At 42.9% G+C, this 14,652-nt stretch carries 16 protein-coding genes, 2 tRNA genes and 1 pseudogene; 15 read left to right on the top strand and 4 right to left on the bottom strand.

What is annotated here, in order from left to right; all coding sequences use genetic code 11:
* Positions 1-12 precede the first annotated feature (12 nt).
* The 14 genes and pseudogenes from cydB (at position 13) to aroG (ending at position 9,722) form a co-directional block, all read left to right on the top strand.
* Positions 13-1,152 carry a cytochrome d ubiquinol oxidase subunit II gene (gene cydB / locus ACSJJG_RS12670; protein ID WP_481089595.1) on the top strand — a complete coding sequence of 380 codons (1,140 nt, stop codon included), beginning with the start codon at positions 13-15 and terminating at the stop codon, positions 1,150-1,152.
* Positions 1,153-1,163: 11 nt separating this feature from the next.
* The gene (cydX, locus tag ACSJJG_RS12665; protein ID WP_072059785.1) at positions 1,164-1,280 is read left to right on the top strand and encodes a cytochrome bd-I oxidase subunit CydX; all 117 of its coding nucleotides are present in this window, start codon (positions 1,164-1,166) and stop codon (positions 1,278-1,280) included.
* Positions 1,280-1,567 carry a cyd operon protein YbgE gene (gene ybgE / locus ACSJJG_RS12660; protein ID WP_481089594.1) on the top strand — a complete coding sequence of 96 codons (288 nt, stop codon included), beginning with the start codon at positions 1,280-1,282 and terminating at the stop codon, positions 1,565-1,567. Before cydX ends, ybgE begins: the two co-directional genes overlap by 1 nt.
* Positions 1,568-1,680: 113 nt before the next feature.
* Positions 1,681-2,085 (top strand): tol-pal system-associated acyl-CoA thioesterase, encoded by a 405-nt coding sequence (ybgC, locus tag ACSJJG_RS12655; protein WP_481089593.1) that lies wholly within the window; start codon positions 1,681-1,683, stop codon positions 2,083-2,085.
* The gene (gene tolQ / locus ACSJJG_RS12650) at positions 2,082-2,771 is read left to right on the top strand and encodes a Tol-Pal system protein TolQ (protein WP_099131152.1); all 690 of its coding nucleotides are present in this window, start codon (positions 2,082-2,084) and stop codon (positions 2,769-2,771) included. Before ybgC ends, tolQ begins: the two co-directional genes overlap by 4 nt.
* Before the next feature lie 24 nt (positions 2,772-2,795).
* Entirely contained in the window at positions 2,796-3,227 is a 432-nt protein-coding gene (gene tolR, locus ACSJJG_RS12645) for a colicin uptake protein TolR (RefSeq protein ID WP_481089592.1), read from the top strand.
* Positions 3,228-3,262: 35 nt separating this feature from the next.
* Positions 3,263-4,270 carry a cell envelope integrity protein TolA gene (gene tolA, locus ACSJJG_RS12640; RefSeq protein WP_481089591.1) on the top strand — a complete coding sequence of 336 codons (1,008 nt, stop codon included), beginning with the start codon at positions 3,263-3,265 and terminating at the stop codon, positions 4,268-4,270.
* Between the two features lie 189 nt (positions 4,271-4,459).
* Positions 4,460-5,746: a Tol-Pal system beta propeller repeat protein TolB gene (tolB, locus tag ACSJJG_RS12635; protein ID WP_481090437.1), complete on the top strand. Its 1,287-nt coding sequence runs from the start codon at positions 4,460-4,462 to the stop codon at positions 5,744-5,746.
* 42 nt (positions 5,747-5,788) lie between these two features.
* Positions 5,789-6,289, top strand: coding sequence for a peptidoglycan-associated lipoprotein Pal (gene pal, locus ACSJJG_RS12630; RefSeq protein ID WP_481089590.1), 501 nt, complete (start codon positions 5,789-5,791; stop codon positions 6,287-6,289).
* 9 nt (positions 6,290-6,298) lie between these two features.
* Positions 6,299-7,074: pseudogene (gene cpoB / locus ACSJJG_RS12625) on the top strand (cell division protein CpoB).
* 156 nt (positions 7,075-7,230) lie between these two features.
* A tRNA-Lys gene (locus ACSJJG_RS12620) sits at positions 7,231-7,306 on the top strand.
* 31 nt (positions 7,307-7,337) lie between these two features.
* A tRNA-Lys gene (locus tag ACSJJG_RS12615) sits at positions 7,338-7,413 on the top strand.
* A 288-nt stretch (positions 7,414-7,701) separates the two neighbouring features.
* Complete coding sequence (gene pnuC / locus ACSJJG_RS12610) at positions 7,702-8,421, top strand: nicotinamide riboside transporter PnuC (protein WP_481089589.1); 720 nt, start codon at positions 7,702-7,704, stop codon at positions 8,419-8,421.
* A gap of 248 nt (positions 8,422-8,669) precedes the next feature.
* A complete protein-coding gene (aroG, locus tag ACSJJG_RS12605) occupies positions 8,670-9,722 on the top strand; it encodes a 3-deoxy-7-phosphoheptulonate synthase AroG (protein ID WP_481089588.1) in 1,053 nt (350 codons plus the stop codon).
* A gap of 75 nt (positions 9,723-9,797) precedes the next feature.
* Here aroG and gpmA read toward each other — a convergent pair whose 3' ends face one another.
* The 4 genes from gpmA to modE form a co-directional block, all read right to left on the bottom strand.
* On the bottom strand, positions 9,798-10,550 hold the full coding sequence (gene gpmA / locus ACSJJG_RS12600; RefSeq protein ID WP_481089587.1) for a 2,3-diphosphoglycerate-dependent phosphoglycerate mutase: 753 nt from the start codon (positions 10,548-10,550) through the stop codon (positions 9,798-9,800).
* 229 nt (positions 10,551-10,779) lie between these two features.
* A complete protein-coding gene (locus ACSJJG_RS12595) occupies positions 10,780-11,619 on the bottom strand; it encodes a CPBP family intramembrane glutamic endopeptidase (RefSeq protein ID WP_481089586.1) in 840 nt (279 codons plus the stop codon).
* A 206-nt stretch (positions 11,620-11,825) separates the two neighbouring features.
* On the bottom strand, positions 11,826-13,310 hold the full coding sequence (modF, locus tag ACSJJG_RS12590; protein WP_481089585.1) for a molybdate ABC transporter ATP-binding protein ModF: 1,485 nt from the start codon (positions 13,308-13,310) through the stop codon (positions 11,826-11,828).
* 118 nt (positions 13,311-13,428) lie between these two features.
* Entirely contained in the window at positions 13,429-14,220 is a 792-nt protein-coding gene (modE, locus tag ACSJJG_RS12585) for a molybdenum-dependent transcriptional regulator (protein WP_481089584.1), read from the bottom strand.
* 175 nt (positions 14,221-14,395) lie between these two features.
* On the opposite strand from modE, the gene ACSJJG_RS12580 reads away from it, so the two are divergent.
* Positions 14,396-14,530 (top strand): AcrZ family multidrug efflux pump-associated protein, encoded by a 135-nt coding sequence (locus tag ACSJJG_RS12580; RefSeq protein WP_481089583.1) that lies wholly within the window; start codon positions 14,396-14,398, stop codon positions 14,528-14,530.
* The last annotated feature ends 122 nt before the right edge of the window (positions 14,531-14,652 follow it).

Below are 14,652 nucleotides of genomic sequence, written 5' to 3'. Positions count from 1 at the left end.
AGGAGTCCACTTATGCTTGATTATGATGTATTACGATTTATATGGTGGCTGCTGATTGGTGTGTTACTGATCGGTTTCACAGTAACTGATGGTTTCGACATGGGAGTGGGTATCCTGCTGCGGATCATTGGTAAAAATGATACCGAACGCCGCATCATGATTAACTCAGTTGCCCCGCACTGGGATGGTAACCAGGTTTGGTTAATTACCGCGGGTGGCGCCCTGTTTGCCGCATGGCCGATGGTATATGCAGCTGCTTTCTCTGGCTTTTATGTGGCAATGATTCTGGTCTTGGCAGCCCTGTTTTTCCGTCCGGTTGGCTTTGATTACCGTTCGAAACTGGAAAACAGAAAATGGCGTAATATGTGGGACTGGGGGCTGGTTATCGGTAGCTTCGTACCTGCATTGGTTATCGGGGTGGCATTTGGTAACTTGCTGCAAGGCGTACCGCTGGCAGTCGATTCCTATCTGCGTGTCTCCTATGAAGGTTCATTCTTTGGATTGCTGAACCCTTATGGATTGCTGGCCGGAGTGATTAGCCTGATGATGATTGTGACGCAGGGCGCAACTTATCTGCAAATGCGTACAACAGGCGAACTGCATCTGCGCTCCCGTACCTCGACCCATGTTTGTGCAGCGATAACGGCAATTGCATTCCTGTTGGCAGGGATATGGCTGATTTATGGCATTGATGGCTATGTTGTAACAGGAGGACTGGATGTTAATGCGGCGTCCAATCCGTTACATAAAGAAGTTATCCAGCAGGCAGGCGCATGGCTGACCAACTTCAATAACTATCCGGTTCTGTGGGCGATACCTGTGTTGGGCGTATTGCTTCCTCTGCTGACTATGCTGGCTACCTGGATGGATAAAGGTGCCTGGGCATTCTTGTTCTCATCACTGACAGTAGCTTGTATTATCCTGACTTCAGGTATTGCTATGTTCCCGTTTGTGATGCCATCAAGCTTTGACCCGAATGTCAGTCTGACTATGTGGGATGCGACATCCAGTCAGTGGACGTTGCAAATTATGTTCGTTGTTGCACTTATCTTCATTCCTATTGTGCTGTCTTACACCATTTGGTGTTATTACAAAACCTTCGGGCGTTTGGATAAGAACTACATTGATAACAACAAACACTCACTGTACTAAGGAGCATAGGCATGTGGTATTTTGCTTGGATTCTCGGAACGCTCTTGGCTTGTAGCTTTGCTATCATTGCTGCTTTGGCACTTGAGCATAGCGAATCACAGAACGCTTCTGAGAGTGACAAAAAATAATGTTGGCTGATAAATGCTACCAACTTATGGATAAGAGCCTGGTGAGGGCTCTTATCCTCATTATCGCCTTAACACTTGCTGCATGTGTGTTTTGGAACCCTGTACGTTTTGCCGCCAATACCAGTTCACTACAAATATGGCAAGGTATTTTATTGATCTGGGCAGTTTGTTCTGGCGTTACTTTTGGTGTTGGTTTTCATCCTAACCGTATTATTTGGCGATTATTTTTTCATCCGTTACCTGCATTTTTCATTCTTCTTTTTGGCTTATATCATTTCTTTAAGTAAACTAATTGTGATTTTATAGGCTGGCGGCCTATAAATTTTTTTACTGACAGGTCATTCCAAAGCGCTATTGTCTTAAGTATAGTGACAGCGTCAATTCGCCTAATTAGGATTATATGAGTAATATGTTATTCCGTTGGCCTATCCGTGTTTATTACGAAGACACAGATGCTAGTGGTGTGGTTTATCACGCTCGGTATTTGGGTTTTTACGAAAGAGCGCGTACAGAGATGTTGCGGGAAAAAGGTTTCCACCAACAGTCTATGCTAGATGAACAAGTTGGTTTTGTTGTTAGTCGTATGACGATTGACTACCGGAAACCCGCAAAACTGGATGACCAACTGGTTGTTGAAAGCGAAGTTACGAATATCCGTGGTGCTTCTCTGACATTTATTCAACGAATTGTTGATTGTAATGGCGTAGTTGTCAGCAGTGCAGAATGCCTTGTTGTCTACGTGAATTCATCTCAAATGAAGCCGATTGCGCTTCCAAAGTCTATTGTCGCGGAGTTTAAGCAGTGACTGACATGAACATCCTTGATTTATTTCTTAAGGCAGGTTTCTTAGTGCAGCTGATCATGCTGATTTTGATTGGCTTTTCTATCGTTTCTTGGGCAATCATTATTCAACGAACAAAAATCCTGAATGCCGCCAGCCGTGAGGCAGAAGCATTTGAAGATAAATTTTGGTCTGGTATTGAATTATCTCGCCTTTACAAAGAAAGTCAGTCACGCCGTGATTCGTTAAGTGGCACTGAGCAGATATTCCATTCCGGGTTTAAAGAATTTGCTCGTTTACATCAGGCAAATAACCATGCTCCAGAAGCTGTTATCACGGGGGCCTCCCGTGCCATGCGTATTTCACTAAATCGTGAATTGGAAGTATTGGAAAATCATATTCCATTTCTGGGTACGGTAGGTTCTATCAGTCCTTATATTGGGTTGTTTGGTACGGTTTGGGGGATCATGCATGCCTTTATTGCGTTGGGAGCGGTTAAACAGGCAACCTTGCAAATGGTTGCGCCGGGTATTGCTGAAGCTTTGATTGCAACAGCTATCGGCCTGTTTGCGGCCATTCCTGCGGTGATGGCCTATAACCGCCTGAACCAGCGGGTTAACAAACTAGAACAAGTTTACGATAACTTTATGGAAGAGTTCCTGGCTATCCTGCATCGTCAGGCTTTTGCTTCCAATACTAATAAGTCGTAATAAATCGTAAGGGGAAATCAGCGAATGGCGCACACTCGTAGTCGCAGACGTGAGCTAAAATCCGAGATCAATATCGTCCCCTTGCTGGACGTGTTGCTGGTATTGCTGCTTATTTTCATGGCAACAGCACCGATTATCACGCAAAGTGTGGAAGTTGATTTACCTGATTCGGTGGATTCAAAGACAGTTTCCAGCACTGATAATCCGCCGGTCATTGTGGAAGTTTCTGGGGTAGGGCAGTACAGCATGATTGTTAATCAGGAGCGTTTGGAATTGTTACCTGAACAGCAAATCGTTGCAGAAGCTCAAACCGTGATGAAAGCTAATCCGAAAACGATTTTCTTGATTGGTGGCTCTAAGGAAGTTCCTTATGATGAAATTATCAAAGCGTTGAATATGCTTCGTCAGGCAGGTGTCAAATCGGTGGGCTTAATGACCCAACCTGTCGGCGCTTGACAACGGCTGTCACTTAAAGTTTCTGGATGTTGAACGTGGGAAAGACAAGCGAGCAAAATAATAGGCTGAATCGCGCTATTATCATTTCGGTAATATTGCACATTATCCTGATCGGATTTCTGATTTGGGGTTCTTTGGTGCAAAAAACAGAAATGGGAGGCGGTGGACAAAGCGGCACTGTCATTGATGCTGTTATGGTTGATCCGAATGCGGTCGTTCAGCAATATAACCAGCAGCAACAGCAACAGGCCAATGCAAAGTTAGCTGAACAACAGCGGAAGAAAAAAGCTGAACAACAGGCGGCTGAATTGCGGGCAAAGCAGGCGGAAGAACAGGAACGTTTGAAAGCGGCTGAAGAAGAGCGAATTAAAGCATTGCAGGAAGCTGAAGCGCAGAAAAAACAGTCTGAGGCTGCTGCTGCTAAAGCGCGTGAAGATCAAAAGCAGGCAGAAGAAGCGGCGGCAAAAGCACTGGCAGAAAAAGAACGAATTTTAAAAGAGCAAGCGGAAGCCCGACAGAAAGCGGAAGCCCAGGCGAAGAAAGAAGCGGAAGAGGCGGCAAAACGTAAAGCAGCGGCTGAGGCAAAAGCTAAAACAGAAGCTAAGGCCAAGGCAGCGGCAGAAGCAGAGGCTAAAGCAAAAGCCAAGGCAGAAGCAGCAAAGCAAGCTCAAACGGTTAATGATCTGTTAGGTGGATTAACGTCTAATACACCTAAGCAGGGGGGAGCGACTGCGGCAGGAAAAGGTGGCGGTAAGAAAAGCGGCCCTTCGGATTCTGATATCAACAATTACAAGGGACAGATTCAGGCTGCGATCCAGCAGAATTTTCGTGATCCAAGCCTGTATATCGGCCGTACTTGTGATTTAAATATAAAGCTGGCGCCAGATGGATTACTGATTGATATCAAAGCGGGAGCGGGTGATCCGGCGTTATGTCGAGCCGCAATTACTGCCGCTAATTTGGCAAAAAAAATGCCGCCTCCACCAAGCAAAGAGGTTTATGAATATTTTAAGAGTTTCACACTAGAATTTAAACCGCAGTAAGTTAAATGTTTGGTAGATAATCGTTATGCTCTAAGCAAACTTTCGAATAATTTATATGTACAAACAAAATTATTAGATTTTATTTAGGTATCTAGTTTTGTTTGTTGGCGTTTGTTAGAATCCGGCGGATTATTGCGGCAGATAAAAGATCGCGATAAGGGAGAGATGATGAAGCAAACTTTTAAACAGATGTTTAAAGTCATATTGGGCTTTCTGGTAATGTGGGCAGCACTTGCTCATGCAGAGGTTCGCATTGAAATTACACAGGGTGTTGATTCTGCCCGTCCTATTGGGGTTGTCCCATTTAAATGGACTGGGGCAGGTGAATCACCTGAAAATATTGGTTCAATTATTGCTGCGGATTTGAGAAACAGTGGAAAATTTAATCCGATTGATTCTGCTCGTATGCCGCAACAACCGACTACTGCATCAGAGGTAACGCCTGCCGCATGGGCTGCGTTGGGGATCGATTCAGTTGTTGTTGGACATATTCAACCCAGTGCAGATGGTAAATTTCTGGTTTCTTATCAGCTTGTTGACGTTGCTGGTGCACCAGGAACGGTATTGGCACAAGAACAATTCACAGTTGAAAAGAAATGGTTACGTTTCGCGGCACATACAGCCAGTAATCAGGTATTTGAAAAACTGACAGGCATTAGAGGTGCATTTACTACCCGTATAGCTTATGTCGTTAAAAATAACAGTGCAGGTAAGTATCGAAATGAGCTGCGTGTTTCTGATTATGATGGTTATAATCAATTTACCGTACATAGCTCACCGGACCCATTGATGTCACCAGCCTGGTCGCCAGATGCTGCCAAACTTGCCTATGTTACATTTGAAGGTGGCCGCTCCTCGCTGATTATTCAAACCCTGGCAACAGGTGCAGTGCGTCAGGTAGCTTCATTTCCGCGTCATAACGGAGCACCCGCATTTTCTCCAGATGGGACTAAGCTTGCCTTTGCACTATCTAAAACCGGTAGTTTGAATCTTTATGTGATGGATTTAGCGTCTGGTCAAATCCGTCAGATCACTGATGGCCGCAGTAATAATACTGAACCAAGCTGGATGCCGGATAGCCAGACACTGGTCTATACCTCAGATCAGGGTGGGCGTCCACAATTGTATAAAATCGATATTAATGGCGGTGCTCCACAACGCCTAACTTGGGAAGGACCACAAAACCAAGATGCAGATGTTAGCCCTGACGGTAGTTTTATTGTGATGGTTAGCTCAGCGAGTGGCAGTCAGCATATCGCCAAACAGGATCTGGCAACGGGATCTGTCCAAGTCTTGACAGATACGTTTCTGGATGAAACGCCGAGCATCGCACCTAATGGCACTATGGTGATTTATAGCTCCACTCAAGGGTGGGGAACTGTATTGCAGCTAGTTTCGACTGATGGGCGTTTCAAAGCGCGTCTTCCGGCTACCGATGGACAGGTAAAATCCCCTGCCTGGTCGCCGTATCTGTGATGCATAATAATATGTATGGCAAACTATAAAAGGATCAAAGAGATGCAACTGAACAAAGTGCTAAAAGGGCTGATGTTAGCTTTACCAATCATGGCCGTAGCAGCGTGTAGTTCTAACAAAACTGGCAATAATGATCAGTCTGGTGTAAGCACAGTTGATAATTCTTCTAAGACTTTGTCTGCTGAAGAATTAGCACGTCAGCAGATGCAAGAGCTGCAAAACAACAACATCGTATACTTCGGTTTCGATAAGTACGACGTCAACAGCGAATTTGCTCAGATGTTGGATGCACACGCAGCCTTCCTGCGTACTAACCCATCTGTTAAAGTGACTATCGAAGGTCACGCGGACGAGCGTGGTACTCCAGAGTACAACATTGCTCTGGGTGAGCGTCGTGCGAACGCAGTGAAAATGTATCTGCAAGGCAAAGGCGTTTCCGCTGATCAGCTTGCTATCGTTTCTTACGGTAAAGAAAAACCAGCTGTACTTGGCCATGACGAAGCAGCATATGCGAAAAACCGTCGCGCTGTGATCGTATACTAAGAGTAATGCATGAACAGTAACTTCAGACGTTATATGTTGGGTCTGTCGTTATTGGTTGGCGTAGCGGCTCCTTGGGCCGCTACCGCCCGAGCGCCAATCAGTAATGTCGGCTCAGGCTCCACAGATGAGCGCCTCTCCCAATTAGAGCGTATTTCTGACGCTCATAGTCAATTATTAACCCAGCTCCAGCAACAGCTTTCTGATTCTCAACGTGATATCGATACACTCCGTGGTCAAATTCAGGAAAACCAGTATCAATTAAATCAGATTGTTGAGCGGCAAAAAGATCTTTATCTGCAATTGGATAAAATCACTAATCCATCCAGTGCAGAGAGTTCAGAGCCAGAAAATCGTAAGCTGCGTCTTCGGCACCGGCTGGGAATAAACAATCTGCTGCGTCGGCGAGTACAGGAAGTGAAAAAAGTGATTACGATGCCGCCGTTTCTTTGGCTATCAACACCAAAGAATATGATAAAGCGATTGTAGCATTTCAAAACTTTGCCAAATCCTATCCCAAGTCTAAGTATTTGCCGAATGCCAATTATTGGTTAGGGCAGTTGAATTACAACAAAGGCAAGAAAGACGATGCGGCTTATTATTTTGCCACTGTCGTAAAAGACTACCCCAAGTCACAAAAAAGCAGTGATTCCCTGTATAAAGTTGGTTTAATCATGCAGGAAAAAGGGCAAAAGGATAAAGCGAAAGCGGTTTATCAGCAGGTGGTTAAGCAATATCCTGGTACTAATGCAGCCAAAATGGCCGAGAAAAAGCTTTCCGGGATGTAATAATTATCCCCGAAAGGTCAGATATTGGTCTTTTGGGGGATAATTGACTGCTAAATAAGCATTTAAACAAGTTTTCTAAAATAGATGTTGCGTCATGCTGAGAAATCAGTAATATATGCCGCCGTTGGCAAGGATAACTGCCAAACAGATTTAGATGGGTCGTTAGCTCAGTCGGTAGAGCAGTTGACTTTTAATCAATTGGTCGCAGGTTCGAATCCTGCACGACCCACCATCTAAACTCTCACCTCAAGTACTCCTTAGATGGGTCGTTAGCTCAGTCGGTAGAGCAGTTGACTTTTAATCAATTGGTCGCAGGTTCGAATCCTGCACGACCCACCATCTAAATTTTTATCTCAACACGCCTTAGATAGGTCGTTAGCTCAGTCGGTAGAACAACAATTGACTTTTAATCAATTATGCAGCAGATAACTTAATAAGTTGATTACTGACTTCACATTTTTTCCTTATCGTTTTTAAATCGTTAAAATAATTAAAGACTTTTTTTCTTAAATTCGCTATCTTGTTTAGTATGTAAAACAACAAAGCGCAAACCAGCCTATTTATCTCGTAATTTCATGTTTGTTGTATTGATATACTAAACATTATTTATGGTAAGGATAAGAAAGTATGGATTTTTTCAACATTGATAACATATTAGTACATATACCACTAGGAACGGGCGGCTATAACCTTTCATATATTGAAGCGATTGGTACGATAGCAGGGCTGTTATGTATTTGGCTCGCTAGTCAGGAAAAAATCATTAATTACCTGTTTGGATTAATTAATGTTTCACTATTCGCTGTCATCTTCTTTCAAATTCAACTCTACGCTAGCCTTATTCTGCAAATCTTTTTCTTCGCGGCTAATATCTATGGTTGGTATGCATGGAGCCGAGTCAATGAGCAAAAACAAATAGAGCTTAAAATTCGGTGGCTCAACCCTAAACAGATGGCTGTTTTTGCTGCGGTTTCCATCTTTGCCATATTAATCATGACATTTAATATCGATCAAATATTTGGTTATATGGCAAAAGTGGTAGTACTCGCCCTACAGGGTATGGGCTTTAATATCATCATGCCTGATTTACAGCCTGATGCTTTCCCATTCTGGGATTCAGTGATGACTGTATTATCCATTGTGGCAATGATACTGATGACGCGTAAGCATGTAGAGAATTGGCTGATTTGGGTCATCATCGATGTTATCAGTGTCGTGATTTATTACTATCAAGGCGTTTTGGCGATGTCGCTGCAATATATTATTTTGACAGGCATTGCATTGAATGGCGCTCGCCTGTGGATCAAAGCAGCGAAACAAGCGGATAACATCCAAAAGAAAGTGTAAATTAAACGCGATCATCGGCCATAGATAATTAACGTTCTATGGCCTGTTATTTGATATTTTTCTACAAAACATTCTTTTCTTATTTGTCTATTTATTTGAATTAACATCACTTTTACTTTCAATAGCATTTTCCATAAAAAAGTATTCTATTTTTACTCACAAAGATTATTTACAGAACAACGCCTAACAGTTAGATTGAGATCACAAAATTATTTTAAATAACTGTAAACGTATTAGGTGAAAGGATAATGAATTACCAGAATGACGATATAAGAATAAGAAAAATAACGGAATTATTGCCACCAGTTGCATTACTCGAAAAATTTCCGGCGACAGAAGAAAGTGCTATTACTGTTCGTAATGCACGTGAATCTATTCATAATATTTTAATTGGTGAAGATGATCGTCTATTGGTAGTGATTGGTCCATGTTCAATTCATGATCCACAAGCGGCATTAGAATATGCAGAGCGTTTGAGTAAATTACGTGAGGAATTGAAAGCCGATTTGGAAATTATCATGCGGGTTTACTTTGAAAAGCCCCGTACAACTATCGGCTGGAAAGGGTTGATTAACGATCCAGGCATGGATTGCAGTTTTAATATCAATGGCGGATTACGTACAGCCCGTAAATTATTGCTTGATATTAATAATATGGGACTACCTGCGGCAGGTGAATTCCTGGATATGATCACTCCTCAGTATTTAGCCGATCTCATGAGCTGGGGCGCGATAGGGGCACGTACAACGGAGTCTCAAATTCATCGCGAATTGGCATCGGGGTTGTCCTGTCCAGTTGGTTTCAAAAATGGCACAGATGGAACAATTAAAGTCGCTATCGATGCGATTAATTCAGCGAGTTCATCGCACTGTTTCTTGTCTGTCACGAAATGGGGCCACTCAGCGATTGTTAATACAATAGGCAACCAAGATTGCCATATTATTCTGCGTGGTGGCAAAGAGCCTAATTACAGCGCCGAACATGTCAGTGCCGTTAAAGAAGGGCTAAAAAAAGCGGGTTTGCCTCCCCGAGTGATGATTGATTTCAGTCATGCAAATAGCGCGAAACAGTTCAAAAGACAAATGGATGTCGGTGTTGATGTCTGCGGTCAGATTGCGGGTGGTGAGAATGCGATCATGGGTGTTATGGTTGAAAGTCACTTGGTTGAAGGAAATCAAAGCTTAGAGAATGGTAATCCTTTGGTTTATGGTCAAAGTGTGACCGACGGCTGTATTGGTTGGGAAGATACCGAAATGTTACTGCGTCAGTTGTCTCAGGCCGTTCAAAGTCGCAGAAGCTAATTTATCGCAAAAATAGCCATAAAAAGCCGGGCATCAGTCCGGCTTTTAACATTCTTTTTATGCAACTTTTGAGGATTACTTCGCCTTACCCTGATTCGCAACTGCCGCCGCTTTTGCGGCGATTTCAGCAGCGTTACCCAGATAGTAGTGTTTGATAGGCTTCATGTTCTCATCAAACTCATAAACCAGTGGTACAGCAGTTGGAATATTCAGTTCAAGAATTTCTTCTTCACTCATATTATCCAGATACTTCACCAATGCACGCAGAGAGTTACCGTGAGCGGCGATAATGACTTTTTCGCCTTTTTCTACGCGTGGCTTGATAACTTCTTCCCAATAAGGAATAACACGTTCAATCGTAGTAGCAAGGCTTTCAGTAACTGGGAACTCTTCTGGTTTCAGGCTGGCGTAACGAGGATCATGGCCTGGGTAACGTTCATCATCTTTGGTCAAATCAGGAGGTGTAATAGCGAAGCCACGACGCCACAATTTAACTTGATCATCACCGTATTTGGCTGCGGTTTCTGCTTTATCCAGACCTTGTAATGCGCCGTAGTGACGTTCATTTAGTTTCCAGCTTTTTTCAACTGGCAGCCATTGCTGATCAACCTGATCCAGAATGTTCCACAAAGTGTGAATAGCACGTTTTAGAACAGAAGTGTAGGCGAAATCAAAAGTGAAACCTTCTTCTTTCAGTAGAAGACCTGCTTGTTGTGCTTCCGAGCGGCCTTTGTCGGACAATTCAACGTCAGTCCAGCCAGTAAAACGGTTCTCTTTGTTCCACTCGCTTTCTCCGTGCCTTACAAGAACCAGTTTAGTTACAGCCATAGCTTAAACTCCTATCAGTACTTTTTAATACAAAATGAAAAGATCGCGGCGGGCATTATAGGGCGCTACAGGCCAAAACGGCAAACAATAGTCTCGTATCTCCTGTTTAAAATCATGTTTGATGATAATTATGGCGATTATATATCTGGAAGTAAGGAGATAGCAGGCAGTTTATGATCTGAACTGTCCCCGAATAGAGAGAGACAATTCAGATCAAATGGAATTCAGTTTAATGCATGACTACTGATTTTATTGGGTAGGTGAAAAATAGCAGATGCATCAGATTGAGTGAAAAATGGAAAGCAACAGCCACCCATAAACGCCCACTCCACAGCCAGGTCAGACCATAAATTAACCCTGCCAGCGTAGCAAAAATCATCAGCAAACCGCCACCAGCAAAATGGGCAGCGCCAAACAGTAGGGAGGTAATGGCAAGGGCTAAGTAAGGATTCATCCATTGACTGAGCTTCTGCTGAATATAGCCACGAAACAGTGCCTCTTCAGCCAAAGAGACAAAGAACAGATTCGCGATAACAAAAGCTGGGAACCAATTCGGTAAATGGAGTTCAACGGATAATCCGCCTAATACGGTTGCAAGCCATAATAACGCTGGAATAGCTGCGATCAATAATGCCCATCCGTGAGCAGGCGCATCAACCAAAGGTTTTCGGATGAACAGAGTAGGCATACAGAATATTAAGATAAATGGCAGCAGCGCCTTGTCAAAGTTGAAATACATTGAAAAAGGTGCGCTGAGCGGGCCTGCCTGCACTTTATCCAGATACTTGAGATTATGGAATCCTGGAATGTAATGCACAAACAGTAAAATACCACCGACGAGCAACAACAACTCTATAACGATTTTGGGGACAAAATGTTTTTTGCTGTTTTTTTGGCAATAAATATATGCCATACCTAAAAGAGACATCGCTGTCAGCGTGATGATAGCAGGATAGGTAAGCACGTTAGTGCTGATCCCAGCAATGATAGCGAAGAGTGCGACGAAAAAAGCAATTTTCTGGCGACTCTCTAAAAGAGCCAATGCGATGGCAAGTAATGCCCAAGCCATATAATTCCCTATTATCTTTAAAAAAACCAATGAAATAGTCTAAAAATGGACGGTGATTTTATAGTAATGGTTAAAAAATTCAAAAATAATAATAAAAAATACCAAAAAAATATGACTTGATTTTATTAAAGGATTAAATAAAACGGTACAGGAACCCTCTCCATCAAGAGAGGGATCATCGTAATATGTTGAGCGAAGAATGAAGATTACAGCGATTCTAAGAAAATATTTTCAGTTTCATACCGATAAATATCACCGTCAGGAATAAATCGCAGGCGATGGGTAATGCACTGTGGCGCATCTTCTTGATGATGAGAGACAAACAGAAGCTGCGTATCACCATTAGCAATCATGATATCAATGAAGCGCAGGACTAACTGGCGGTTTAGAGGATCAAGCCCTTGCAAAGGTTCATCCAGGATCAATAAAGCGGGATGCTTCACCAGAGCGCGAGCAATCAAAACCAGCCTCTGTTGCCCCCATGACAGACTATGAAACGGGCTAGTTGCTGTTGCTCCCGATAACCCCAATAAATCCAGCCATTCATCGGCTAACTGTTGCTGTCGATCTGAAACGGCCTGATAAAGTCCTATTGAATCGAAGAAACCCGATAGAATAACATTGCGAACGCTGGTACTGACGCGATACTCCAGATGAATACTGTTACTGACATAACCAATGTGGCGTTTGATGTCCCAAATTGTTTCACCACTTCCCCGCTGTCGGCCAAATAATATTAACTCATTGCTGTAACCTTGCGGGTGATCGCCCGTAATCAGGTTAAGAAGTGTCGATTTTCCGGCGCCATTTTCACCGATGATTTGCCAGTGTTCATTAGGGTTCACTTGCCAGCTTAAGTCGTGCAAAATGGGTTTATCATTGTATTGGACAATAACATCACGCATTGACACTAACGGTTGATCAGCTGGAAGTTGTTCATCAACCCGGTATTCATCGGTTTCGGGAAGACGAATATTTTTCAGCCCTTCACTGTGTGCTAACTGTGCCACGAGAGATTCTGCTAAAATGCGTTCTTTCTTTCCGGCCAGCGTCAGGTGGCAATCCGCCAGTACACCGACTTGTTCGATAAAATCAGGAATTTCATGGAATCGGGTTAAGATTAAAACTAAAGTAATGCCTTTCGCAGCCAGAGAACTTAATAATTGGGAGAGTTGATCTCGGGCATAACGGTCTAAGCCATCAAAAGGTTCATCAAGGATAAGCAGGTCCGGGTTTACCATTAATGCCTGACATAGCAAAACTTTACGAACTTCTCCTGTTGAAAGGTATTTGAATCGTCGCGAGAGTAAATTTTTAATACCAAAATACTCACTTAATTCAAGGCACAACTCATTATCTTTATGGTGAAGTTGAATGATGTCTGCGGCAGTACGTCCCGTATCCTCTTCTCCTTCACTGAACAAATCTGTATTGTTGCGTTGCCACTCTTCATCAATCAGTTTTTGTAATTGTTCGAAAGACAGACGTATTGGTGTGCGAAACGAACAATGACGGTCACCTGCCAGTTGGATTAATTCACCTGACAGTGCACGCGCCAATGAAGATTTTCCACTGCCATTTGCGCCAACAAAAGCCCAACTTTCCCCAGAAATCATTTTCAGTGACGGTAGCCGTAGGGTACGGGTGTCACTTAAACGGAAACTACCTTGCGTTATTTGCAATTCAGACATTCTTCTTCCTTTTTAAGCAACATCAATTAAAGGATCACCAGAAATAAGCGGAATAATGTTCAATGTCAATGTGTAGCTGTTTGTTATTCATCAAGGGTTAATCACTTTTGCAATTGATTTAGCATAAGGTGGCAATAATCACTTTATCAGCATCGAAAAGTGCAATAACAGAATCATAGGGTTGGAGCTGCAAACGTGCCACTTCCTGGTTAGATAACGTAGCGCAAAGGGATTCACCGCCATCGAGTGTCAGAATAATTTCACTGTATTCTGCTCCTGTTTCAATATGGCTGATTTGGCTGGATAGGATATTATCGAATGAAGCAGAAGAGAGATGATCTTTAGTTAAGGTTATCCACGGCGCTTTAATTAACACCAAAACTTCTTTCCCGTTGACTAAATTCAATCGATTGGCACTTTGCTCCGTTAGCGCTGCATAGATTGATGTTTTACCATCTGCCAGCAGAACACGAACATGTTGTTGAATATTTGCGTGGCTACGGCCAATGATCGTACCAAAAAATTGATTTCGGGCGCTGGTTTGTAACGAAAAACGAGATATAGCCGCAAGCAAGCTGTCCAGAGGCAGGGAATCCTCTTTCAAAACATCAAACGCTTTTTGTTGAATTTTCTCCAGAAAATCATAAAGCTGCAACAGACGTTCACCATAATGAGTCAGTTGGGTCCCGCCGCCGCCTTTTCCGCCCGTGGCACGTTCAACCAGGATCTCATCGGCGAGCTGATTCATTTCATTGATGGCATCCCAGGCGCTTTTATAGCTGATCCCAGCCTGTTTTGCGCCTTGGCTGATAGAACCCGTGATTTTAATTTGCTTAAGTAACGCAATTCGTCGGGGATCAGCAAACAGGCGTTGTTGCAATTTTAGTGTTAACAATATTTGGGCTTGCATAGTGATTTATTTAGGGTAACTATTTGAGAGTTTTTACAACAGAACCTTAAGAATCGCACGTTTCGTCGGTTACTGTTACTGTTTTATTGTCTAGAATAACCCAATTAACGTTGTGTTATGTCAGATTCAGATATAACACAGTTGATTTATTAGTCACTCAGGATATGAGGTTAGCATGTTTGAATTGCTTAAAAGTATGGGATTTGCGCTGATCATGGTCCCCGTGGTGATGGCGACTATTTTGGCGTTGATTTACGGGCTTGGAGGATTGTTCAATTGTATCTCCAAAACAGAAAATACCAGTCGTTAGTCTTGAGCTTTGTAATTTCTATTACCCGGTTACCCGGGTAATCATCCATTCCTGCCTTTTCTTTATATGCAACTTTTCATATGTCACTTTTGCATTGAGATCAACATAAAAGCTAAAACTGG

It is taken from the genome of Xenorhabdus sp. SGI 60 (genome assembly GCF_056632175.1).
This window is presented reverse-complemented; position numbering and strand designations above follow the sequence as displayed.

Coding starts and splice junctions, on each gene's coding strand:
- cydB (WP_481089595.1), top strand. CDS start 13: ATGCTTGATTATGATGTATTACGATTTATATGGTGGCTGCTGATTGGT.
- cydX (WP_072059785.1), top strand. CDS start 1,164: ATGTGGTATTTTGCTTGGATTCTCGGAACGCTCTTGGCTTGTAGCTTT.
- ybgE (WP_481089594.1), top strand. CDS start 1,280: ATGTTGGCTGATAAATGCTACCAACTTATGGATAAGAGCCTGGTGAGG.
- ybgC (WP_481089593.1), top strand. CDS start 1,681: ATGAGTAATATGTTATTCCGTTGGCCTATCCGTGTTTATTACGAAGAC.
- tolR (WP_481089592.1), top strand. CDS start 2,796: ATGGCGCACACTCGTAGTCGCAGACGTGAGCTAAAATCCGAGATCAAT.
- tolB (WP_481090437.1), top strand. CDS start 4,460: ATGTTTAAAGTCATATTGGGCTTTCTGGTAATGTGGGCAGCACTTGCT.
- pal (WP_481089590.1), top strand. CDS start 5,789: ATGCAACTGAACAAAGTGCTAAAAGGGCTGATGTTAGCTTTACCAATC.
- pnuC (WP_481089589.1), top strand. CDS start 7,702: ATGGATTTTTTCAACATTGATAACATATTAGTACATATACCACTAGGA.
- aroG (WP_481089588.1), top strand. CDS start 8,670: ATGAATTACCAGAATGACGATATAAGAATAAGAAAAATAACGGAATTA.
- gpmA (WP_481089587.1), bottom strand. CDS start 10,550: ATGGCTGTAACTAAACTGGTTCTTGTAAGGCACGGAGAAAGCGAGTGG.
- ACSJJG_RS12595 (WP_481089586.1), bottom strand. CDS start 11,619: ATGGCTTGGGCATTACTTGCCATCGCATTGGCTCTTTTAGAGAGTCGC.
- modF (WP_481089585.1), bottom strand. CDS start 13,310: ATGTCTGAATTGCAAATAACGCAAGGTAGTTTCCGTTTAAGTGACACC.
- modE (WP_481089584.1), bottom strand. CDS start 14,220: ATGCAAGCCCAAATATTGTTAACACTAAAATTGCAACAACGCCTGTTT.
- ACSJJG_RS12580 (WP_481089583.1), top strand. CDS start 14,396: ATGTTTGAATTGCTTAAAAGTATGGGATTTGCGCTGATCATGGTCCCC.